19 protein-coding genes are annotated in these 22,568 nt (G+C 64.5%); 5 read left to right on the top strand and 14 right to left on the bottom strand.

From position 1 onward, the window contains the following. The first annotated feature begins 1 nt into the window (after position 1). Together CEY09_RS24515 and CEY09_RS24510 are read left to right on the top strand one after the other, a co-directional pair. Positions 2–319, top strand: coding sequence for an NAD(P) transhydrogenase subunit alpha part 2 (locus tag CEY09_RS24515; RefSeq protein WP_006224972.1), 318 nt, complete (start codon positions 2–4; stop codon positions 317–319). Further along, positions 316–1,755 (top strand): NAD(P)(+) transhydrogenase (Re/Si-specific) subunit beta, encoded by a 1,440-nt coding sequence (locus CEY09_RS24510; protein ID WP_006224973.1) that lies wholly within the window; start codon positions 316–318, stop codon positions 1,753–1,755. The genes CEY09_RS24515 and CEY09_RS24510 overlap by 4 nt, the downstream gene beginning before the upstream one ends. A gap of 54 nt (positions 1,756–1,809) precedes the next feature. On the opposite strand, the gene glcF is transcribed toward CEY09_RS24510, so the two are convergent. From glcF to tldD, 10 genes are all read right to left on the bottom strand, one after another. After that, positions 1,810–3,045 carry a glycolate oxidase subunit GlcF gene (glcF, locus tag CEY09_RS24505; RefSeq protein WP_088590604.1) on the bottom strand — a complete coding sequence of 412 codons (1,236 nt, stop codon included), beginning with the start codon at positions 3,043–3,045 and terminating at the stop codon, positions 1,810–1,812. Between the two features lie 6 nt (positions 3,046–3,051). After that, a complete protein-coding gene (gene glcE, locus CEY09_RS24500) occupies positions 3,052–4,158 on the bottom strand; it encodes a glycolate oxidase subunit GlcE (RefSeq protein ID WP_088590603.1) in 1,107 nt (368 codons plus the stop codon). Positions 4,159–4,170: 12 nt separating this feature from the next. Then, positions 4,171–5,670, bottom strand: coding sequence for an FAD-linked oxidase C-terminal domain-containing protein (locus CEY09_RS24495; RefSeq protein WP_006224976.1), 1,500 nt, complete (start codon positions 5,668–5,670; stop codon positions 4,171–4,173). 131 nt (positions 5,671–5,801) lie between these two features. Then, positions 5,802–6,650 (bottom strand): IclR family transcriptional regulator, encoded by an 849-nt coding sequence (locus tag CEY09_RS24490; RefSeq protein WP_234818390.1) that lies wholly within the window; start codon positions 6,648–6,650, stop codon positions 5,802–5,804. 44 nt (positions 6,651–6,694) lie between these two features. Then, positions 6,695–7,411: an SDR family NAD(P)-dependent oxidoreductase gene (locus tag CEY09_RS24485; protein WP_088590601.1), complete on the bottom strand. Its 717-nt coding sequence runs from the start codon at positions 7,409–7,411 to the stop codon at positions 6,695–6,697. 10 nt (positions 7,412–7,421) lie between these two features. Next, positions 7,422–7,940 carry a 2,4'-dihydroxyacetophenone dioxygenase family protein gene (locus CEY09_RS24480; protein ID WP_006224979.1) on the bottom strand — a complete coding sequence of 173 codons (519 nt, stop codon included), beginning with the start codon at positions 7,938–7,940 and terminating at the stop codon, positions 7,422–7,424. 3 nt (positions 7,941–7,943) lie between these two features. After that, complete coding sequence (locus tag CEY09_RS24475; protein ID WP_088590600.1) at positions 7,944–8,909, bottom strand: tripartite tricarboxylate transporter substrate binding protein; 966 nt, start codon at positions 8,907–8,909, stop codon at positions 7,944–7,946. Positions 8,910–9,151: 242 nt separating this feature from the next. Beyond that, positions 9,152–10,561 carry an FAD-binding oxidoreductase gene (locus tag CEY09_RS24470; RefSeq protein WP_088590599.1) on the bottom strand — a complete coding sequence of 470 codons (1,410 nt, stop codon included), beginning with the start codon at positions 10,559–10,561 and terminating at the stop codon, positions 9,152–9,154. A 102-nt stretch (positions 10,562–10,663) separates the two neighbouring features. Beyond that, positions 10,664–11,773, bottom strand: a complete 1,110-nt coding sequence (gene aroG / locus CEY09_RS24465) for a 3-deoxy-7-phosphoheptulonate synthase AroG (protein ID WP_081534219.1) — start codon at positions 11,771–11,773, stop codon at positions 10,664–10,666. A gap of 240 nt (positions 11,774–12,013) precedes the next feature. Beyond that, the gene (gene tldD, locus CEY09_RS24460; protein WP_088590598.1) at positions 12,014–13,474 is read right to left on the bottom strand and encodes a metalloprotease TldD; all 1,461 of its coding nucleotides are present in this window, start codon (positions 13,472–13,474) and stop codon (positions 12,014–12,016) included. 835 nt (positions 13,475–14,309) lie between these two features. Here tldD and CEY09_RS24450 point away from each other — a divergent pair. Next, positions 14,310–14,693 (top strand): H-NS histone family protein, encoded by a 384-nt coding sequence (locus tag CEY09_RS24450; RefSeq protein WP_088590596.1) that lies wholly within the window; start codon positions 14,310–14,312, stop codon positions 14,691–14,693. Between the two features lie 87 nt (positions 14,694–14,780). On the opposite strand, the gene CEY09_RS24445 is transcribed toward CEY09_RS24450, so the two are convergent. After that, positions 14,781–15,404: a DUF4136 domain-containing protein gene (locus tag CEY09_RS24445; RefSeq protein ID WP_167390158.1), complete on the bottom strand. Its 624-nt coding sequence runs from the start codon at positions 15,402–15,404 to the stop codon at positions 14,781–14,783. A 163-nt stretch (positions 15,405–15,567) separates the two neighbouring features. On the opposite strand from CEY09_RS24445, the gene pepN reads away from it, so the two are divergent. Beyond that, entirely contained in the window at positions 15,568–18,273 is a 2,706-nt protein-coding gene (gene pepN / locus CEY09_RS24440; RefSeq protein WP_088590594.1) for an aminopeptidase N, read from the top strand. Between the two features lie 10 nt (positions 18,274–18,283). Further along, positions 18,284–19,303, top strand: coding sequence for a class 1 fructose-bisphosphatase (locus CEY09_RS24435; RefSeq protein WP_088590593.1), 1,020 nt, complete (start codon positions 18,284–18,286; stop codon positions 19,301–19,303). Positions 19,304–19,376: 73 nt separating this feature from the next. On the opposite strand, the gene CEY09_RS24430 is transcribed toward CEY09_RS24435, so the two are convergent. The 3 genes from CEY09_RS24430 to CEY09_RS24420 form a co-directional block, all read right to left on the bottom strand. Continuing rightward, positions 19,377–19,598 carry a YgdI/YgdR family lipoprotein gene (locus tag CEY09_RS24430; RefSeq protein ID WP_088590592.1) on the bottom strand — a complete coding sequence of 74 codons (222 nt, stop codon included), beginning with the start codon at positions 19,596–19,598 and terminating at the stop codon, positions 19,377–19,379. 175 nt (positions 19,599–19,773) lie between these two features. Beyond that, complete coding sequence (thrC, locus tag CEY09_RS24425; RefSeq protein ID WP_088590591.1) at positions 19,774–21,183, bottom strand: threonine synthase; 1,410 nt, start codon at positions 21,181–21,183, stop codon at positions 19,774–19,776. Next, a complete protein-coding gene (locus tag CEY09_RS24420; protein WP_006224990.1) occupies positions 21,180–22,484 on the bottom strand; it encodes a homoserine dehydrogenase in 1,305 nt (434 codons plus the stop codon). Before CEY09_RS24420 ends, thrC begins: the two co-directional genes overlap by 4 nt. Positions 22,485–22,568: the final 84 nt, after the last annotated feature.

Here is a 22,568-nt window from a genome sequence, read left to right as displayed (position 1 = left end):
CATGGAAGCGATCAACCCCACCCTGATGAACCTCATCATCTTCGTGCTGGCCATCTATGTCGGCTACCACGTCGTGTGGAACGTCACCCCCGCCCTGCACACGCCGCTGATGGCGGTCACCAACGCCATCTCGGCCATCATCATCGTGGGCGCCATGCTGGCGGCCGCGTTGACCGAAGGCGGACTGGCCCGCGGCATGGGCGTGTTCGCCGTGGCGCTGGCCGCGGTGAACGTCTTCGGCGGCTTCCTGGTGACCCGGCGCATGCTGGAGATGTTCAAGAAAAAGGATCGCAAGCCGGGCAAGGAGGAAGCGAAATGATCTCGCTTAACCTCGTCACCCTGCTGTACCTGATCGCCTCGGTCTGCTTCATCCAGGCGCTCAAGGGTCTGTCGCATCCCACCACCTCGCGGCTGGGCAACGCCTTCGGCATGGCCGGCATGGCAATCGCCGTGCTGACGACCGCGGCGCTCATCGTCGGCCTGGCCCGCGAAGGCACCGCCACGGTCGGCCTGGGCTGGGTCCTGCTGGGCCTGCTGGTCGGCGGCACCGTCGGCACGCTGATGGCCCGCCGCGTCGAAATGACGAAGATGCCCGAACTGGTTGCCTTCATGCACAGCATGATCGGCCTGGCGGCCGTCGCCATTGCCGTCGCGGTCGTGGCCGAACCGCATGCCTTCGGCATCGTCGCGGCAGGGTCGATGATCCCCACCGGCAACCGCTTCGAGCTGTTCATCGGCACGTTCGTGGGCGCCATCACGTTCTCGGGTTCGGTCATCGCCTTCGGCAAGCTGTCGGGCAAGTACAAGTTCCGGCTGTTCCAGGGCGCGCCCGTGGTGTTCCCCGGCCAGCACATGCTGAACCTGGCGCTGGCGCTCGTGATGCTGGGCTGCGGCGTGTGGTTCATGCTGACGCAGGACTGGACGCCCTTCGTCATCATGACGCTGGTGGCCTTCGTGCTGGGCGTGCTGATCATCATTCCGATCGGCGGTGCGGACATGCCGGTGGTGGTGTCCATGCTGAACAGCTACTCGGGCTGGGCGGCGGCCGGCATCGGCTTTTCGCTGAACAACCCGATGCTGATCATCGCCGGCTCGCTGGTGGGGTCGTCTGGCGCAATCCTGTCCTACATCATGTGCAAGGCGATGAACCGGTCGTTCTTCAACGTGATCCTGGGCGGCTTCGGCGGCCAGGCGGGCGGCGGCGCGGATGCCGGCGCGGGCCAGCAGCGCAGCGTCAAGTCGGGCAGCGCGGACGACGCCGCCTTCCTGATGACCAACGCCGAAAGCGTGACCATCGTGCCGGGCTACGGCCTGGCGGTGGCGCGCGCGCAGCACGCGCTGAAGGAACTGGCAACCAAGCTCACCGAACGCGGCGTGACGGTCAAGTACGCCATCCACCCGGTCGCCGGACGCATGCCCGGCCACATGAACGTGCTGCTGGCCGAGGCCGAAGTGCCCTACGACCAGGTCTTCGAAATGGAAGACATCAACAGCGAGTTCGCGCAGACCGACGTGGTGCTGGTGCTGGGCGCCAACGACGTGGTCAACCCGGCCGCCAAGAACGATCCGAAGTCCCCGATCGCCGGCATGCCCATCCTGGAAGCCTATAAGGCGCGCACGGTGATCGTGAACAAGCGCTCGATGGCCTCGGGCTATGCGGGCCTGGACAACGAGCTGTTCTACATGGATCGCACGATGATGGTGTTCGGCGACGCGAAGAAAGTGCTGGAAGACATGGTGAAAGCGGTGGAGTAACCGCCGCCTGCCCACGAATGCCCCGAACGGGGCGTTCGTGGGGGCCTCCTGCCCTTATGCCGTAAGCGCCTTCTGCAACTGTTCGTCCACGACTTCCACCCAATGCCGCACGGGCGTGTCGGTGCCGCTTTGCAGATGCCCGATGCAGCCGATGTTGGCCGACAGGATCACGTCCGGCCCGCCTGCCGCGATGGCGCCCAGCTTGCGGTCGCGCAGTTCCAGCGCGATCTCCGGGTTCAGCACCGAATAGGCCCCCGCCGAACCGCAACACAAGTGCTTGTCGGCGAACGGCAGCAGTTCAAACCCCAGGTCTGTCAGCAGTTGCTCCGACAGCGGCCGCAGCCCCTGCCAGTGCTGCAAGGTGCAGGGCGGATGGAATGCGGCCCGCGTGCCGGCCGGCAACCGTGCGCGCAGCTGCTCGGCATGCGGCGCCACGATCTCGGCCACGTCCTTCACCAGCGCGACGATATCCGCGGCCTTCTGGGCGTACGCGGGATCGTGTTTGAGGTGGTGCGCGTATTCCTTCACCATCGCGCCGCAGCCCGACGCGTTCATGACGATGGCTTCGACGCCCCCATCCTGAACCAGCGGCCACCAGGCGTCGACATTGGCACGCATCTGCGCCAGCGCCGCGTCCTGCGCGTCCAGGTGGAAGCTGACTGCGCCGCAGCACCCGGCGCCCGGCGCGATGCGTGCACCGATGCCCACAGCATCCAGCACGCGGATCGTGGCCGCGTCGATCGTGGGCATCATGGCCGGCTGCACGCAACCGGCCAGCATCAGCACTTGCCGCGCATGCCCGGCCACGGCGGGCAACGGGCCTGCGTCGCGGCGTTCCGGCACCTTGCGCTTGAGCGCTTCAGGCAAGAAGCCGCGCACGGCCTGCCCCAACCGCATCGCCGGCGCGAACATCGGCGACAGCATGGCGCGACGCAGGAAATTGCGCTTGGCCTTTTCGGCCCAGGAACGCGGAACGCGCTCGTCCACGATCTTGCGCCCGATATCGATCAGATGGCCGTATTCAACGCCGGACGGACATGTGGTTTCGCAATTGCGGCAGGTCAGGCAGCGGTCCAGGTGCTGTTGCGTGGACTGCGTGGGCTCGGCGCCCTCCAGCACCTGCTTGATCAGGTAGATGCGGCCTCGCGGACTGTCCAGCTCGTCGCCCAATACCTGATACGTCGGACAGGTGGCCGTGCAAAAACCGCAATGCACGCAACGCCGCAGGATGGCGTCGGCCTCTTTGCCCAGGTCGGTATCGCGTGCCCAGGATGCCAGGTTGGTTTGCATGATGCGCTATAGCTCCAGGACCAGGCGGCCGGGGTTGAACAGGCCGGCCGGGTCAAGCTCTTGCTTGAGGCGGCGCGTGATTGACGCGATGCCGGGCGCCAGCGGATGGAACACACCGTCGGCCGGCGGCTTGCTGTGGCCCGCGCGGAACAGGGTGGCGTGCCCGCCCAGCCGCGCCGCGGTGTCGCGCAGTTCCGCGGCATCACGCGGGCCGGATAGCCAGCGCTGCCCGCCGCCCCATTCGATCAGGGTCGGGCCCATCGCCAGCGCGGCGGCCGTGGGCGGCAAGGCCATGCGCCACAGGGGCTGACCCGGCGCGAAGAAGGCGTGAGTCTGCTCGCGCAGCGCCAGCCACCAGGCCTGCGCCGCATCGGGATCCAGGGGGTCGCCGCCGATGACCTGGCGCGCGCTGGCGATGGCCGGCGGCGCGCCCGACAGGCGCACGTGCATCACCCCCTCGGCATGCTCATCGCCCCCCGTCCAACTGGTGGCCGAGATCGGCAAGGGCTTGCCGCGCCACAGCGCGAAGCTGGCCAGCGCCTGGGCCTGGGTGGCGGGCATGACGAGCGTCACCTCTTCCATCGGGCGCGGCACGACCTTGAGCGAGACGTCCAGCAGCGCGCCAAAGATGCCGTGCGAACCGGCCAGCAGTCGCGAAACGTCATACCCCGCCACGTTCTTCATGACCTCTCCACCAAACGACAGGATGCGTCCTTCCGAATCCAGCAGCCGCGTCCCCAGCACGAAGTCGCGCAAGGCGCCCGCGCTCATGCGGCGCGGGCCGGACAGCCCCGCCGCCACGCAGCCGCCCACCGTGGCGACAGCCCCGAAATGCGGCGGTTCGAACGCCAGCATCTGGCCGTTTTCAGCCAACGCCGCTTCCAGTTCGGCCAGCGGCGTACCCGCGCGCACCGTCACCACCAGTTCGGACGGGTGGTAGCTGACGATGCCGCGATACGGCGTCATGTCCAGCAGGCAGTGGCCGTCTTGCGGCCTTACCGGACGGTAATTGCCGTAGAACGCCTTGCTGCCTCCGCCCATCACAAACAGCGGTTTATGGCCGGCACGGGCCGTCATGACCTGGTCGCACAATTCCGACAGGACAAAATCCATGGGGGATACGTCCTAGAAGCGGGCGAGATCGGGGAAGCGCAGCTCGCCCGCATGGACATGCATCTTGCCGTATTCGGCACAGCGAGCCAGCGTGGGAATGACCTTTTCAGGATTCAGCAGGCACGGCGGGTCGAATGCCCGCTTGACCGCCAGGAACGCGTCGAGTTCTTCCCGAGAGAATTGCACGCACATTTGATTTATTTTCTCCATACCCACACCGTGCTCTCCGGTCACGGTCCCTCCTACCTGCACGCACAGCTCAAGAATGGCCGCGCCGAATTTCTCGGCCCGTTCCACCTCGTCCGGCTTGTTCGAATCGAACAGGATCAGCGGATGCAGATTGCCGTCGCCCGCGTGGAACACGTTGGCGCAACGCAAGCCGAATTCGTCTTCCATCTGTTCGATGGCGCCCAGCACGCGCGCCAGATGGCGGCGCGGAATCGTGCCGTCCATGCAGTAGTAATCCGGCGACACACGGCCCGCAGCCGGAAATGCGTTCTTGCGGCCAGCCCAGAATTTCAGCCGTTCGGCCTCAGAGGTCGATACCTGGCAGCGCGTGGCGCCGGCGGCGCGGAACACCGCTTCCATCCGGTCGATCTCGTGCGCCACCTCTTCGGGCGTGCCATCGGACTCGCACAGCAGGATCGCCTGTGCGTCCATGTCGTAGCCGGCGCGCACGAACGGTTCGACCATATGCGTGGCGCGTCGGTCCATCATTTCAAGCCCTGCGGGAATCATGCCCGCCGCGATCACCTGCGTGACCGCGTTGCCGGCTGCCTCGACGCTGGAAAAACTGGCCATCACGACCTGCGCGCAAGCCGGTTTGGGAATCAGCTTGACCGTGACCTCGGTCACCACGCCCAACATGCCTTCAGATCCTATGAAGACGGACAGCAGGTCCAGGCCCGGCGCGTCCGGCGCTTCGGAACCCAGCTCGACCACGTCGCCGTCGATCGTGACCACACGCACGCGCAGCACGTTGTGCACGGTCAAACCGTATTTCAGGCAATGCACGCCGCCGGAATTCTCGGCCACATTGCCGCCGATGGAACAGGCAATCTGGCTGGAGGGATCGGGCGCGTAGTACAGCCCGTAAGGCGAGGCCGCTTCCGAAATCGCCAGATTGCGCACGCCAGGCTGCACGATCGCCGTGGCGCTGGCCAGATCGATATGCTTGATGCGGTTGAACTTCGACAGGCCCAGCAGCACGCCCTGGCTGTGCGGCATGGCGCCGCCGGACAGGCCGGTGCCCGCGCCGCGCGCGACGATCGGCGCGTTCAGCCGCTTGCAGATGCGCATGACGGCTTGGACTTGTTCTTCGGTTTCCGGCAACGCCACGACGGCAGGCAGCGCGCGATACAGCGACAGGCCGTCGCACTCGTAGGGGCGCGTGTCCTCTTCGCGGAACAATACGCAGTGCGCGGGCAACGCGGCCGACAACGCCTCGATCAGCTGCTGCAACGAATAAGGCGCCTGCACTTGTGCCAGGCCGGTTTCGACCAGTGAATTCATGAGCGCAACAATAGCGCGACCAGTCCCTTAAAACAGGCCGGGATTTACCCGCATCCAGTCGTCTACCCTGCGGCGCACACGTAACCAGCGGTAATTCCAGACGGTGTTTGTCGTGGAAAAGCCGCAGCCGATCAGCCTGAAAAATCCACCATCGCCAGCTTTCTGGAAATTGCCGCGCACGTGTCGACCAGCGGCTTGATATAGCTGACCTCGCGATTGGCGCTCATACGGAACGCGGGAATGCTCAAACTCACGCACGCGACCGGCATGCCCTGCTTGTCGGTGATCGCGCAACCGAAGCAGAAGATGTCCTTCTCGTTCTCTTCACGGTCTTCCGCGTAGCCCTGCCGGCGGATCTGCTCCAGTTCTTTGCGCAACGCCTGCGGCGTGCGCAGCGTGGCCTCGGTGAACGCTTTGAAATCCAGTGTCTGGATGAGGGCGTCGCGCGCCGCCGGAAGCAACTGCGCCAGATAGGCCTTGCCCACCGAACTGGAGTACATCGTGACGCGGCTGCCCAGGCGCGAGTTCATGCGCACCGCCTTCGGGCTTTCCAGCTTGTCGATGTAGGTCATTTCGGACCGGTCCGGCACCGCAAGATGCACAGTTTCCTGCGTGACCTCTTTTAGGTCGAACAGGTGGTCCTTGCACAACTGCCGGATGTCGGAGCTTTCCAGCGCGCGGCTGGCCAGGCTGACAAGCCGAGGGCCCAGGCCGAAGGACTGGCCATTGCGTTTGGGCACGATCAATTGTTCGGCGATCAGCGCCTCGACGATGCGGTAGATCGTCGGGCGCGGATAGCCCAGCCGGGCACTTAGCTCGTTGACCGTCCACGCCGTATCACCCCCCAACGCGATGGCGTCGAGCACGCGCATGAACTTGGAGAAAGAGGCGGTGCCGGCGACGGCCGGCGCCGCAACCGATGCAGTCGACGCGGCCTCTGTGGTGGCGGCGCGGGGAGGCTTCACGCGGGGGACTCTCATTGACGGTTTCCGTGACAAAGCGCGCCGGCGGGCCGGAGCGCGGGTCAGGTTACCATGTAGCCGCCATCCACCGGCATCACCACGCCCGTCATGAACGCCGACGCCGGCGAACACAGGAACATGACCGCCTGCGCCACATCGTCCGGCGTGCCCCAGCGCTTGAGCGGCGTGCGTTCCAGGATGCGCGAGGCGCGCGCGGGATCCTTCTGCAAGGCCTCCGTCAGCGGCGTGGCGATCCACCCCGGCGCCACCGCATTGACCCGGATGTCCGCCTCGGCATAAGCGATGGCAAGCGACTTCGTCAGTTGCGCCACTCCGCCCTTGCTCGCGCTATAAGCCGGCACCAGGCCGCCGCCAAAGAAACTCAGCATCGACGCCGTGTTGACGATGCATCCCTTGGCGCGCGCCAGCTGCGGCCGCAACGCTTCGCACACGCGCATGGTGCCAGTAAGGTTGATGTCCAGCACGCGCTCGAACACGGGCAGCTTGAACTCCTCGTGCCGGAAGATCACGCCGGCGCAGTTGATGAGGATGTCCACGCGTTCCAGCGTGGCGGCAAACGCCGCAACGTCTTCCGCTTGCGTGACGTCCAGCGTCGCCACCTCCACGCCGGCCGGCGGCGCTTCGGCCGATGGCAGCCCCACCGCGATCACGCGCGCGCCCAGCCGCGCCAGCGCTTCGGCTACGCCCCGGCCCAGCCCTTGAGTACCGCCCGTGACCACCGCGGTCTTTTCCTTGAACAGCCCTGCCTGAAAGCTCATGGCGTGTTCCTCAGCGGACGAACTGATCGACATAGTCCGCCCCCAGCCCCACGCTTTCGTAGTGCTTGCGACACATGTCCAGCTTGGTGAACACGTCTTCGTAGCCCGTGTGCCGGCCCTCGCTGTCGCAGTAGTACATGACGCCGTTGACCTGGAACATCGTGATCATTTCCTCCACGTCTTCCGGGACGTACAAGGTGTGCGTTTCGCCCGGGGGCTCGAAAACGTAGCTGCCTTCGCGGGCGATCCAGTCGTGCTCCAGATAACGCCACGACCCCTTGATGACATAGCCATGCACCGCCTGCGGATGGCGGTGGCAGCTCAGCACGCCCGACTTGCGCACGCGCAGCAGGTTCATCCAGTAGCCCTGCGACACGTTCAGACAGAGCGGCCGGAACCAGACGTTTTCGGCCTGGGGCACCCAGACGCGCTCGTCGTCGGGAATCACCTGCGGCACCACGATGTCGGGCAGCGCTTCCTTGGGATTGGGATAACGGTAGGGAGTGGGCACAGCAGTCGTTTGGCTCATGGCTTATTTGATGCTCAGGGTCTTCAGGACTTGCGCGTAATCGGCGGTCTCGGCCGCCATCTTCTTTTCGAAAGCCTCGCCGTCGGCATAGACGTAACCCAGGTTCTGGGCCTTGATCGCCGCGATCAGCTGTGGGTCCTGCGCGACTTTTTCGAAGACTTCCTTCAGCTTGGCCACGGTGGCGGGCGGCATGCCTTTCGGCCCGGCGATGCCGCGCCAGGTGCCGTACGCCACGTCCAGGCCCTTCTCCTTGGCCGTCGGCACGTCGGGGAATTCCGGCACGCGCTTGTCACTCATCAGCACCAGCAGGCGCAGCTTGCCGGCGCGCACGTATTCGGACGCCTCGGCAGGGCTCGTCGCCACCGCGTCCAGCTGACCCCCCAGCAGGTTCAGCAAGGCCGGGCCGGAACCCGGAAACGGAATGTGCGTGAAGCGGGTGTCGGACTTGACCTCGAAGGCGCTCAGCGCCACGTCATAGATGGACCCGGTGCCCGAGGTGCCGACGTTCATCGTGGCCGGCGCCTTCTTGGCTGCATCCATGAATTCCTCAAGCGTCTTGTAGGGCGAATTGACCGGCACCACGATCGCGGCAGGGTCGGCGTTCAGTTGCACCAGCGGCGTGTAGTCCTTGTAGGTGTGGTCAAACAGGCCCAGCAGCGGCAGGATCACGAACTCCGCCGTCACGACGGTCAGCGTGTGGCCGTCGTTCTTGCTGTTCAGCACGTACTTCCAGCCCACCGCGCCGCCCGCGCCGGACTTGTTCAGCACCACCATGCCCTTGGGGAAATACTGCGCCGACACCTTGGCAAAGGTGCGGGCCACGGCATCCGTGCCGCCGCCCGGCTGGAACGGCACCACCAGCGTGACCGGTTGGTTCGGATACGCGTCCGCCTGCGCATGCGCCGGCAGCGCCGCCGCCAGGCCAGCCACGCTCAGGGCGGCCGCCATCAAGCCTTGTCTCATCAACATCCTTGTCTCCTTGGTTTCGGGGCGCGCCTTCTGTCGAGGCGTCGCCCGCTTTGATTTTTCCGCAGACCTTTATTGGAATATCCACAATGTGGACATTTGTCTACGAAAAAATAGAGTAAAGGATTTGATGAAAGGTGTCACTGGAAATTCACCGCCCCCTCCCCCCGGGCCCAAACAAAAAAAGCCGACGGGCGGTGCCGTCGGCTTCGGGTCTTGCGGGCTGCGCGGTCGACGCGCGGCGTTTACCAGGACACGATCTTGCCCGGGTTCAGGATGTTGTGCGGATCAAACGCATGCTTCAGGCTGCGCATCAGGTCCAGCGCGTCTTCGCCGTGCTCTTCCGCCATGAACTGCATCTTGTGCAGGCCCACGCCATGTTCGCCGGTGCAGGTGCCGTCCGCGGCGATCGCGCGGCGCACCAGGTTGTGGTTGATCGTTTCGGACTCTTCCCATTCCTTCGGATTCTCGGCATCCAGCAGCATCAGCACGTGGAAGTTGCCGTCGCCGACGTGGCCGACGATGGTGTACGGGAAGCTTGCGCGGTCCAGTTCCTCGACAGTGTCGCGCACGCAGTCGGCCAGCCGCGAGATCGGCACGCAAACGTCCGTGGTGCTGGCGCGGCAGCCGGGCCGCAATTGCAGGCCGGCGAAGTAGGCATTGTGGCGGGCGGTCCAGAGGCGGCTGCGGTCTTCAGGGCGTTCGGCCCATTCGAAGTCCATGCCGCCGTGTTCGGCGGTGATCGCCTGCACCGTTTCGGCCTGCTCCTGCACGCCTGCCGGGCTGCCATGGAACTCGAACACCAGCAGCGGCGTTTCACGCAAGGTGAGCTTGCTGTACTGGTTGACCGAGCGCACGCTGGCCGCGTCCATGAATTCGACGCGCGCGACCGGCACGCCCATCTGGATGATCTCGATCACGCTCTGGACGGCATCGTCCAGCGTGGGGAAATTGCAGACCGCGGCCGATACGGCTTCGGGTTGCGGATACAGGCGCACCGTCACTTCGGTAATGATGCCCAGCGTGCCTTCGCTGCCGATGAAAATGCGCGTGAGGTCATAGCCGGCTGATGATTTGCGCGCACGCCCCGCCGTGCGGACGATGCGGCCGTCGGCGGTCACCACCGTCAACGACATGACGTTTTCGCGCATCGTGCCATAGCGCACGGCATTGGTGCCCGAGGCACGCGTGGCGGCCATGCCGCCCAGGCTGGCGTCGGCGCCCGGGTCGATCGGGAAGAACAGGCCGGTGTTGCGGATCTCTTCGTTCAACTGCTTGCGCAGCACACCCGCCTGCACGGTAGCGGTCAGGTCTTCGGCGTTGATCGCCAACACCTTGTTCATCTGCGACAGGTCCAGGCTGATGCCGCCCTGGATCGCCAGCACATGGCCTTCCAGCGAAGAACCTGCGCCATAGGGAATCAGCGGAACACGATGCTCGTTGCACAGCTTGGCGACCTCGGCCACTTCCTCGGTGGTGTGCGCGAAGACGACGGCGTCCGGCAGCATCGGCGGATACGGCGACTCGTCGCGGCCGTGGTGTTCACGCACGGCGGAGGACTCGGACAGGCGGTCGCCAAAGCGCGCGCGCAAGGCATCCAGACAGGCGGCCGGCACCGGGCGGCGCAACGTTTCAGCGTGCAAGGGAGCGTTCATGATCAGCGTGTTCTCGGGTTCGGTAATCAGAATATTCTACGCCGCTGCGCATGCTGCGCCGCACACCGCCCCAGGCAGGCGGCACACGGCGCTCGCACGGCATTACTTGCCGGAGGTCAGCGCGACCCGGCGGCGCTCGCGCACCGCGTGCGCCAGGCGTTCCAGCACGGCCACCGACGCGTCCCAATCGATGCAGCCGTCGGTGATGCTTTGGCCATAGACCAGCGGCTTGCCCGGCACCATGTCCTGGCGTCCGCCCAGCAGGTGGCTTTCCACCATCACGCCGACCAGGCGCGCGTCGCCCGCTTCCATCTGACGCGCCACGTCATCGATCACCCGCGGCTGATTCTCGGGGTCTTTGCTGCTGTTGGCATGGCTGGCGTCCACCATGATGCGTTGCGCCAGGCCGGCCTTGGACACGTCCTGGCAGGCCGCGTCCACGCTGGCGGCATCGTAGTTCGGCGTCTTGCCGCCGCGCAGGATGACGTGGCAGTCCTCATTGCCGGCCGTCGACACGATCGCCGAATGCCCGCCCTTGGTCACCGACAGGAAATGGTGCGGCTGCGATGCGGCCTTGATGGCGTCCACCGCGATCTTCACATTGCCGTCCGTGCCGTTCTTGAACCCCACCGGACACGACAGGCCCGAGGCCAGTTCGCGATGCACCTGGCTTTCCGTCGTCCGTGCCCCGATCGCCCCCCAGGAGACCAGATCCGCGATGTATTGCGGCGTAATCATGTCCAAGAACTCGCAACCCGCCGGCAGCCCCAGGCTGTTGATGTCCAGCAGCAGTTCGCGGGCAACGCGCACGCCCTTGTTGATGTCGAAGCTGCCGTCCAGGTCCGGATCGTTGATCAAGCCCTTCCAGCCCACCGTGGTGCGCGGCTTTTCGAAGTACACGCGCATCACGATTTCCAGATCGGCGCTCAGGCGGTCGCGCACCGGCTTCAAGCGCTTCGCATATTCGATGGCGGCACGCGTGTCATGGATCGAACACGGCCCGATCACGACGATCATGCGGTCGTCCATGCCGTGCAGGATGCGGTGCATGCCCTGGCGGGCGGCGAATACGGTATCGGACGCCTCCTTCGTGCACGCGAACTCGCGCATCACATGCGCGGGCGGATTCAGTTCCTTGATTTCTCGAATACGAAGGTCGTCGGTATTGTGTGACACGGTACTGCTCCTGGGTTGCCCGCCAACGGGATCCATTCCGATCGGTCTTTCCGATTCCGGCGGCACAAAAAAAGCCGCCAGTTCGCTGGCGGCTTTTTTGGGGGGATTCTTTCCAAACTTCAGATTGAGCGCGTCCCTTCCTCCGCCAGCGGCTTCAGAAAACCATAAAAATAAAAGTAAAAGGCGGGGGACGCGAATTTCATGGGGATTGACTCTAGCACAGTTTTTTCGGGCCGTCACATCGTTTTTAGGGGACGCGACGGCCCGGCATGACGCTTACGCCGTGCCACCGACCGTCAGGCCTTCCATGCGCACGGTCGGCATGCCCACGCCCACCGGCACGCTCTGGCCGTCCTTGCCGCAAGTGCCCACGCCCGAATCCAGCTGCAGGTCGTTGCCGATCATCGTGACGCGGGTCATGGCGTCGGGGCCATTGCCGATCAGGGTGGCACCCTTGACCGGGTAGGTCACCTTGCCGTCTTCGATCATGTAGGCCTCGGAGGCCGAGAACACGAACTTGCCGCTGGTGATGTCGACCTGGCCGCCGCCGAAGTTCACCGCGTACAGCCCGCGCTTGACGGACGACACGATTTCCTCGGCGGGCTTGTCGCCGGCCAGCATGTAGGTATTGGTCATGCGCGGCATGGGCAGATGCGCGAAGGACTCGCGGCGGCCGTTGCCGGTCGCAGCCGTCTTCATCAGGCGGGCGTTCAGCGTGTCTTGCATGTAGCCGCGCAGGATGCCGTCTTCGATCAGCACGTTGCGCTGGGTGGCGTTGCCTTCATCGTCGATGTTCAGCGAGCCGCGGCGGTCCGGCAGCGTGCCGTCGTCCACCACAGTCACGCCCTTGGAGGCGACGCGTTCGCCGATGCGGCCCGAGAACACGCTGGAACCCTTGCGGTTGAAGTCGCCTTCCAGACCGTGGCCCACGGCTTCGTGCAGCAGGATGCCCGGCCAGCCGGAACCCAGCACCACCGTCATCTCGCCCGCCGGCGCAGGACGCGCTTCCAGGTTCACCATGGCTTCGTGCACGGCGCGCTCGACGTAGCTTTGCAGCATTTCGTCGGTGAAATACGCCAGGCCCAGGCGTCCGCCGCCACCCGCATGGCCCATTTCGCGGCGGCCGTTGCGTTCGGCGATCACGCTGAGCGACAGGCGCACCAGCGGACGCACGTCGGCGGCCAGGCGGCCATCGCTGCCCGCGACCAGCACCACGTCGTATTCGGCGCCCAGCCCTGCCATCACCTGGATGACGTGGGGATCGCGTGCACGCGCCATGCGTTCGATGCGTTCGAGCAACGCGACCTTTTCAGGAGCGCTCAACGTTGCGACGGGGTCGATGTCCGCGTACAGGCTGCGGCCCATCTCGGCCTCGACCTGCGCGGCCACCTTGACCTTGCCGGCACCGCGGCGCGCAATGCCGCGCACGGCATGCGCCGACGACAGCAAGGCGTCCGCCGACAGCGAATCGGAATAGGCGAAAGCGGTCTTCTCGCCGCTGACGGCGCGCACGCCCACGCCCTGGCTGATCGAGAAGCTGCCGGTCTTGACGATGCCCTCTTCCAGGCTCCACCCCTCGCTGCGCGTGTACTGGAAGTACAGGTCGGCGTAATCGACCTTGTGGGTGAAGATTTCACCCAGCGCGCGCGCCATGTCCGCTTCAGTCAGGCCCCAGGGGTCCAGCAGCAGCGATTTGGCGGTGGCAAGGGATGCAATAGCGGGATCAATGATTTTCATAGGCTCTATTCAGGGGGCGCCGGCGCGGCACGGTCGCGCGCGCTTGCGTTGACGCTCAAGACCGTATCGTAACGCCGACCAGGGGCCGGCGTCCCGCCCCACGCCAAAAGAGCCTGCGGGGGGCGGTCCGGCAGCGGGCGGAAAATGGCCAAACATTATCCGCATCTGAATCAGATGGGGACGCAATATTGAGTATCAAGTTAAGCAATTTCGATCGGGCATTGTTCCGTCACATAACAGTTTTGTCAGCTTCCCGTGCGCCAGCGGCGCGCCCACGGCGCCTTGGCGTACAAGGATGGCAATTGTGTGGAACTCGTCATACAAGCACGAACAAAATGTCACCCGAGCACGCGCTCGGTTCGTTTAAGACCCATATCATTCTCACTAAGCAGGAATGCCAAAATGCATGGCAGCGCGTCAAAACCGCTGCCAAGGGATGAATTTGGCATCAGTTCAAGGCTTTGAAAGCCGACGGCAAACTCAGACTTTAAATCAGCGGCATCGCCTTGGATCCGTTCCCGCGGCGCCCGGAATTCGCCCCGATCTGCCCGCCACATGAAACAAAGTACCTCCAAGATGGCACTAAAACCTCGCATTCGTCCGCCTAGCGTACCAAAGCGGCATTTGTTTCAAGTTGTCCCAAATTTGAGAATATCCTTCCCAATACTTGTCTCCTGCGGACAACCGCAAGCCTAAAGGCTCTCCGGCCCTTTTGATACAAAGTAATTAGTCCGAAAATAGAGAAGTCAAGCCGCAACTTCTGTATTATGCGAAGCACAACAAATAAACATAACTTCGCCGGCGATTAAAGCAGTTCCATAATCAGGAATAAACCATGGCCCGAGAAACATACGCAGCACTGCAAGCAAAGATCGAAAAGGAAATCAACAAGCTTCAAAAGAAGGCGGAAGTCCTACAAACGAAGCGCCGCAAGCCCGTGATCACGTCCATCATCACGTCCATGCGCGAATACGACATCACGCCGGAAGAGATCGTCGCCGCCTATGGCGCCGGCAAGCCCGTGCGTGCAGCCGCAGGCGGCCGACGCAAGGCTGGCGCGGCTGGACGCCCCGCCACCGCCGCCAAGCGCGCCGTTGCGCCGAAGTATCGTCACCCCCAAACCGGTGAAACCTGGAGCGGCCGCGGCAAAGCCCCGCGTTGGCTCGCCGCAGAAGAAGCCACTGGCGCTACACGCGACAGTTTTCTTATCAAAGAATAAAACCTATTCGGCAGTAAGAAATAAATCGGCGCACCAATATGGTGCGCCGATTTTATTTAAGCGACCTGCCAGAAAGGCGGTCCGGACTCAGCGTAGCGGGAATTCGATTTCGCGTTCCGCCCCATTATTTCCGGGAAAATTGTCAAATATTGCACGGACCAGATACGGCATGGTGCGCACGAAATCATCGCCCTGGCTCAGTATGAAGGCGGTGGACCGATATACCTCGGCGCCATTGCGCTGCGTATCGCGGATCTTCAAGCTGAGCGTATTGCGCTGAACGGCCATGGGCACATCGACCCAGTCGGGGCCCCAGTAACCGTAGCCAGGCCCCCACGGGCGCGGGCCGTAGTAGCCCCCGTAGCCATAGCCGCCATAGAAGTACGGGTCGTACGGGCGCCGCACCATGATCTGCGTCTGGCTCGTGCCATAGGTGAACGAAATATCGAATCGGGCCTTGGTTCCCGGTTGGGCCTCGACCAGCCCGGTCGCACCGATCCCTGCGCGCACCATGTCCTGATAGGACTGGTATTCCAGATTATTAGCCTGGTTGGGATCCGCCACGACAAACTGATAACTTTGCCCTTCAACGCCGGTCGGCCACTGCTGGAATGATGTCACCCGGGCCGACACGGAAGGCGCCGCACATCCCGTCAATGCCAGCACCCCCGCAACGGCCAATAACCCGGCCCAACGGCCTACACTGAACATGGACAATCTGGACATTTTGCGACTCCTCTAGCGCGCGACGGCGCCATCATACTGAGCTTTGACAGGGCCTACGGCAAAAAGTTTGCCCTAGCCCGCAAGCGCCAGACTGCCTTCGCCGCCAGCTACTACAATAGAACCCTCGTTCAACCAGGACTGCAACTCCATGCGCACCGACACGCCCATTACCGTTTATCGCAAGGACTACCAGCCCTACCCCTACGACATTCCTGAAGTCGCCCTGGCCTTCGATCTGGCGCCCGACGCCACCGAAGTGCGTTGCACCATGCAGGTGCAGCGCAAGCCCGGCGCCAGCGCCGACGCGGCCTTGATCCTGGATGGAGAGGACCTGGAACTCGTATCGGTAGGCGTCAACGGAGCGCCGCTGGCCGCCGACGGGTATCACCTGTCGGAACACAGCCTGGCGATCTACGGCCTGCCGGCCGACGCCACGGTCGAGATCGTCAGCCGCTGCAAGCCGTCTGCCAACTCCACGCTGATGGGCCTGTATGTATCGGGCGGGAATTTCTTCACGCAGTGCGAAGCCGAGGGCTTTCGCCGCATCACGTGGTTCGCCGACCGCCCCGACGTCATGTCCCGCTATCGCGTGACGCTGCGCGCGGCGCCGCAGTACCCGGTGCTGCTGTCCAACGGCAACCTGATGGCGTCGCGCCAGCTGCCGGACGGCCGCAACGAGGTCGAATGGGAAGACCCGTTCCCCAAGCCCTGCTACCTGTTCGCGCTGGTGGCCGGCAACCTGACGCACCGCGAGACCACGATCAAGACAGCCAGCGGCCGCGACGTGCTGCTGCAGGTCTACAGCGATCCGGGGTCGGAAACCAAGACGGAATGGGCGCTGGATTCGCTGGTGCGCGCGCTGCGCTGGGACGAAACCCGCTTCGGCCTGGAATTGGATCTGGACCGCTTCATGATCGTCGCCGTCCATGACTTCAATATGGGCGCGATGGAGAACAAGGGCCTGAACATCTTCAACGCCGCCTACGTGCTGGCCGACGCCGACACCGCTACGGACGCCAACTATGAAGGCATCGAGTCCGTCATCGGGCACGAGTACTTCCACAACTGGACCGGCAACCGCGTGACGTGCCGCGACTGGTTCCAGCTGAGCCTGAAGGAAGGCCTGACGGTCTTCCGCGACCAGGAATTCAGCGCCGACATGATGGCGCACGGCATGGACGCGACGGCGGCCGCCAGCGCGCGCGCGGTCAAGCGCATCGACGACGTGGTGGCGCTGCGCGCCGCCCAGTTCCCGGAAGACGCCGGCCCGATGGCCCACCCCATCCGCCCCGAGAGCTACCAGGAAATCGGCAACTTCTACACGGCCACCGTGTACGAGAAAGGCGCCGAAGTCATCCGCATGCAGCACACCTTGCTGGGCGAAGAAGGTTTCCGCGCCGGCATGGACGAATACTTCCGCCGTCACGACGGCCAGGCCGTGACCTGCGATGACTTCGTCGCCGCCATGGAATCGGTCTACGTGCGCCAGCACCCGGGCCGCGACCTGTCGGTGTTCCGCCGCTGGTATCGCCAGGCGGGTACGCCGCGCGTTGCCGTCAAGCTGGAGCACGACGCCGTCACGCGCCGCTGCACGGTCACGCTGACCCAGGACTGCCAGCCGGTGGGCGTCGAAAAGAAGGCCGGCGCCGACTACGTCAAGGCGCCCTACCATATTCCGTTCGCGATTGGCCTGCTGAGCCGCGACGGCAGCCCCCTGCCCTTGCGCCACGACGGCGCTACCCGTGACACGGCCTTGCTGGAACTGACCACGCAAACCCAGCAATGGGTGTTTGACGACATCGCCGAACGGCCCGTGCCTTCGCTGCTGCGCGATTTCTCGGCCCCTGTCATCGTGGACTACGACTGGACCGACGAAGAGCTGGCCCTGCTGTCCGCGCACGACAGCAACCCGTTCGCCCGCTGGGAAGCCGGCCAGGAACTGGCCACGCGCCAGATCCTGGCGTTGGCCGAAGCCCGCCAGGCGGGCCGCACGCTGCACGCCGACGCCGCCTTCATCGAGGCATGGCGCGCCCAGCTGACGGACCCGGCGATTGACGCCGCCTACCGCGCTCGGGCGCTGGCGCTGCCCTCGGAAAAGACCTTGGCCGAGCGCATGCAGGCCGTGGATCCGCCCGCGCTGGCCGTGGCGCGCGACTTCCTGCGCGCCGAACTCGGCCGCCAGCTTGCCGCCGAATTCCGTCAGGCCTTCGAGCAGAACCAGACGCCAGGCGAGTACAGCCCGGCCCCGGTTCCTGCCGGCATGCGCGCGCTGAAGAACCTGGCCCTGAGCCATCTGCTGGCCGCGGGCGAGCATGACGCCCAGCGCCTGGCGGAACAGCAGTACGACCGCGCAGGCAACATGACCGACAGCATGGCCGCGCTGTCCGCCCTGATCAATTACGGCCAGGGCGATTTCCCGCAGGAAGCGCTGGCCGCGTTCTACGACAAGTGGCGCGACAACCCGCTGGTGGTGGACAAGTGGTTCGCGTTGCAGGCCGCCGCCCGCTCCACGACGGTGCAGACCGCGCGCGAGCTGATGACGCATCCGGCGTTCACCTTACGCACCCCGAACCGGGCACGCGCGCTGATTTTCCAGTTCTGCCTGAACAACGCGCGCGGCATGCACCATCCGGACGGCACGGGTTACGCCTTCTGGGCCGAGCAGGTGCTGGCGCTTGACGCGCTGAATCCGGAAATCGCGGCACGCCTGGCTCGCGCGCTGGACAACTGGTCGCGCTTCGTGCCGGCCCTGCGCACGCCCATGCAGGCCGCCCTGCAACGCGTGCGTTCGCATGAGGGCCTGTCGCGCAACGTGCAGGAAATCGTATCCAAGGCTTTAGAATTCGCAGCATAGGGAGACCTTTTTGAAACGTAAAACTCTGACTCAGTACCTGGTGGAGCAACAACGCTCCGCCCAAGCCCTTGCGCCGGAAGTGCGACTGCTCATCGAAGTGGTCGCGCGCGCCTGCAAGGCCATCAGCCATGCCGTCAGCAAGGGCGCCTTGGGCGGCGTCCTGGGCAGCCTGGAAAGCGAGAACGTCCAGGGCGAAGTGCAGAAGAAGCTGGACGTGCTGTCCAACGAGATCCTGCTGGAAGCCAACGAATGGGGCGGCCACCTGGCAGCCATGGCCTCGGAAGAGATGGAAACCATCCACCTGATTCCGAACCGCTACCCGAAGGGCGAATACCTGCTGCTGTTCGATCCCCTGGACGGCTCGTCGAACATCGACGTGAACGTCTCCATCGGCACGATCTTCTCGGTGCTGCACGCCCCCCACAACGTGTCGGGCGCCCCCGTCTGCGAGCAGGACTTCCTGCAGCCGGGCGACAAGCAGGTCGTGGCCGGCTACGCCGTCTACGGTCCGCAGACCATGCTGGTGCTGACCATCGGCAAGGGCGTGGTGGGCTTCACGCTTGACCGTGAAATGGGTTCGTGGGTGCTGACGCACGACAATATCCAGGTGCCTGAAGACACCAAGGAATTCGCGATCAACATGTCGAACATGCGGCACTGGGCTCCCCCGGTCAAGCGCTACGTCGACGACTGCCTGGCCGGTTCCACCGGCCCGCTGGGCAAGGACTACAACATGCGCTGGATCGCCTCGATGGTGGCGGACGTGCATCGCATCCTGACCCGCGGCGGCATCTTCATGTATCCCTGGGATGCCCGCGAACCGGGCAAGGCCGGCAAGCTGCGCCTGATGTATGAAGCCAACCCCATGAGCTTCCTGATCGAACAGGCCGGCGGCGCGTCGATCAACGGCGCCCAGCGCATCATGGAAATCCAGCCCGACACGCTGCACCAGCGCGTCAGCGTGATCCTGGGATCGAAGAACGAAGTCGACCGCGTGGGCCGTTACCACGCGGAAGAAGCGGCGAAGTAGATCTTTCCCGCAAAGCAAAAGCCCCTTGATTTCTCAAGGGGCTTTTTTCATTGCGCGAGTTGCGCAGAGGGGATCACTTGACCTCTTCGATGGACTTCACGTCGTCCTTGTTGACCTGGACCTTCTTGCCGTCCTTGTCGTATTCATACATGCCGGACTTCTTGTCGTAAGACGGCGCGTCGGGCGTCACGGTCGAGCTTCCGTCCCGATTCTGAATGACCGAGGGCGACGAGCATCCGGCCAGCACCCCAAATCCGGTCACCACCAGGGCCAACGTCATGGTCTTCAGGTTCATGGGCGTGTTCTCCAAGTGTGATTAGGTGGATACACTGTATCGGTAACCTGGCCCCAAATCCGTGTCGGGTTGTGGTCAAAATGCATAAGAACGTAATTCACCCATCCCACATCGTAAAAAAACCCCTCGAGGCCAAGCCTGCGAGGGGTTTTGCGCTTACAGAAACCGCAAGCAGTTACACCTTGGCGTTCGCCTCGATGAAGCGGCGGACGGCGGCTTCGCTGCAATCCATGACTTCCACGCGTTGCGGCAAAGATTCCAGATTGGCGAGGTTGCCCGGAGGCGTAGCGGGACGGCCCAGCGCCTCTTCGATGGTTTCGGAGAACTTCGCCGGCAAGGCGGTTTCCAGGACCAGCATCGGCACGCCCGGTTCGATGAATTCGCGCGCGACCTTCACGCCGTCGGCCGTATGCGGGTCGACCAGCACGCCCGTCCCTTCGTAGACCGAACGGATTGTCGCCAGGCGGTCTTCGTGCGAGCTGGCGCCCGACACGAAGCCATAGCGCGATTCGAACTGCGGCTTCAGGTCGGACAGGTCGAACGAACCATCTTTGGCCAACGACGTCCACAAGGCCTTCACGCGGGCCGGATCGCGGCCCACCAGCTCGAACACGAAGCGTTCGAAGTTGGATGCGCGCGAAATGTCCATCGACGGGCTGGACGTAGCGTAGGTCTGTTCGGCCGGACGCGGACGGTAGATGCCCGTGCGGAAGAATTCTTCCAGCACGTTGTTCTCGTTCGTGGCCAGGACCAGGCGGCGCACCGGCAAGCCCATGCTGCGCGCGATATGGCCTGACAGGATGTTGCCGAAGTTGCCCGAGGGCACGGCGAACGACACCTGCTGGCCCGGCTTGTCGGTAGCGCGCAACCAGCCGTGGAAGTAGTACACCACCTGGGCGGCGATGCGCGCCCAGTTGATGGAGTTCACGGCGCCCAGGCGGTACTTTGTCTTGAACGCCAGATCGCCGGCCAGGGCCTTGACGATGTCCTGGGCTTCATCGAACACGCCGCGCACGGCGATGTTGTGGATGTTCTCGTCTTGCAGCGAATACATCTGCGCGCGCTGGAAAGCGCTCATGCGGCCATGCGGCGACAGCATGAAGACGGCCACGCCCTGCTTGCCGCGCAGCGCGTACTCGGCCGCCGAGCCCGTGTCGCCGGACGTGGCGCCCACGATGTTCAGCGTGGTGCCGCGCTTGGCCAGCACGTATTCGAAGACCTGGCCCAGGAACTGCATGGCCATGTCCTTGAAAGCCAGCGTCGGCCCTTCGGACAGGCCCAGCAGCGACAGGCCGCCGTCCAGCGGACGCAGCGGGACGATGTCTTCGCTGTTGAAGATCTCTTGCGTGTAGGCGGCGCGAGTCAGGCGCCGCAGGTCGTCCGCCGGAATGTCGGTGGCGAACAGCGACAGCACTTCGAAGGCGAGGTCCGCGTAGGACAGGCCGCGCCAGGATTCGAGCGTCTGCTCGGACACCTGGGGCAATTGCTCCGGCATGGCCAGCCCGCCGTCGGGCGCCAGGCCTTCCAGCAGAATGTCGGAGAACCCCTGGGGATTCATGCCGCCGCGAGTAGAGAGGTATTTCATGTCAAGTTCTCCACGCGCAATCGCGTGACCTTGGACCGGACGAATGGCAAGGACTCGATGCGCTCGATGGCTTGGTTGACGTTGCCTTCCACGGCTTCGTGCGTCAGGAAGATGATGTCGGCGCCGCCGATGTGCGATGGCTGCTGAATCATCGACCCGATCGAGATGGAGCGGTCGGCCAGGATGCGGGCGATGTCCGCCAGCACGCCGGGCTGGTCGTCCACCCGCAAGCGCAGGTAGTACGACGTGCTGACGAGTTCTATCGGCAGGATCGGCGTGTCGGACATGGCATCCGGCTGGAAGGCCAGGTGCGGAACGCGGTTGCCCGGGTCGGCGGTGTGCAGGCGGGTGACGTCCACCAGATCGGCCACGACGGCCGACGCGGTGGGTTCTTCGCCCGCGCCCTGGCCGTAGTACAGCGTGGGGCCGACGGCGTCGCCCTTGACGAGCACGGCGTTCATCGCGCCTTCGACATTGGCCAGGAGGCGCTCGGACGGCACCAGCGCCGGATGCACGCGCAGTTCGATGCCGTCGGGACGGCGCTTGGTGATGCCCAGCAGCTTGATGCGGTAGCCCAGGCGTTCGGCGTGCTCGATGTCTTCAGCGGCCAGCTGCGAAATGCCTTCGATGTAGGCGCGGTCGAACTGCACCGGCACGCCGAAGGCCAGCGAGGCCAGCAAGGTCAGCTTGTGCGCGGCGTCCACGCCTTCCACGTCGAACGTGGGGTCGGCTTCGGCGTAGCCCAGGCGTTGGGCCTCGGCCAGCACGTCGGCGAACGGCAGGCCGCGCGAACGCATTTCCGACAGGATGAAGTTGGTGGTGCCGTTGATGATGCCGGCTACCCACTGGATGCGGTTGGCGGTCAGGCCTTCGCGGATCGCCTTGATGATGGGGATGCCGCCGGCGACTGCCGCTTCGAAGGTGACCATCACGCCGCGCTCGTAGGCGGCGGCGAAGATCTCGTTACCGTGCTTGGCCAGCAGCGCCTTGTTCGCGGTGACGACGTGCTTGCCGTTGGCGATGGCTTCCATCACCAGCTCCAGCGCCAGCGTGTCGCCGCCGATCAGTTCGACGACGATGTCGATTTCCGGATCGCGCACCAGCGCGTGCACATCGGTATCGACCTTGATCGAGTCGCCCACGCGGGCGCGGGCCTTGACCACATCGCGCACGGCGGCGCGCGTGACTTCAATGCGGCGGCCGGCGCGGCGCGCGATTTCCTCGGCGTTGCGAGACAGCACGGTCCACGTGCCGCCACCGACTACGCCCAGACCGAGCAGGCCCACCTTCATGGGATTCATCGCGCCGCCATCTGCGGGCGGGCGTTGAGGGGAATTCATTTCAGTTCTCCAAATTGCTGTGCGATGCTGTACAGCACCGGTGAC

This window comes from Achromobacter marplatensis (genome assembly GCF_002209535.1).
Taxonomy (GTDB): Bacteria; Pseudomonadota; Gammaproteobacteria; order Burkholderiales; family Burkholderiaceae_B; genus Achromobacter; species Achromobacter marplatensis.
This window is presented reverse-complemented; position numbering and strand designations above follow the sequence as displayed.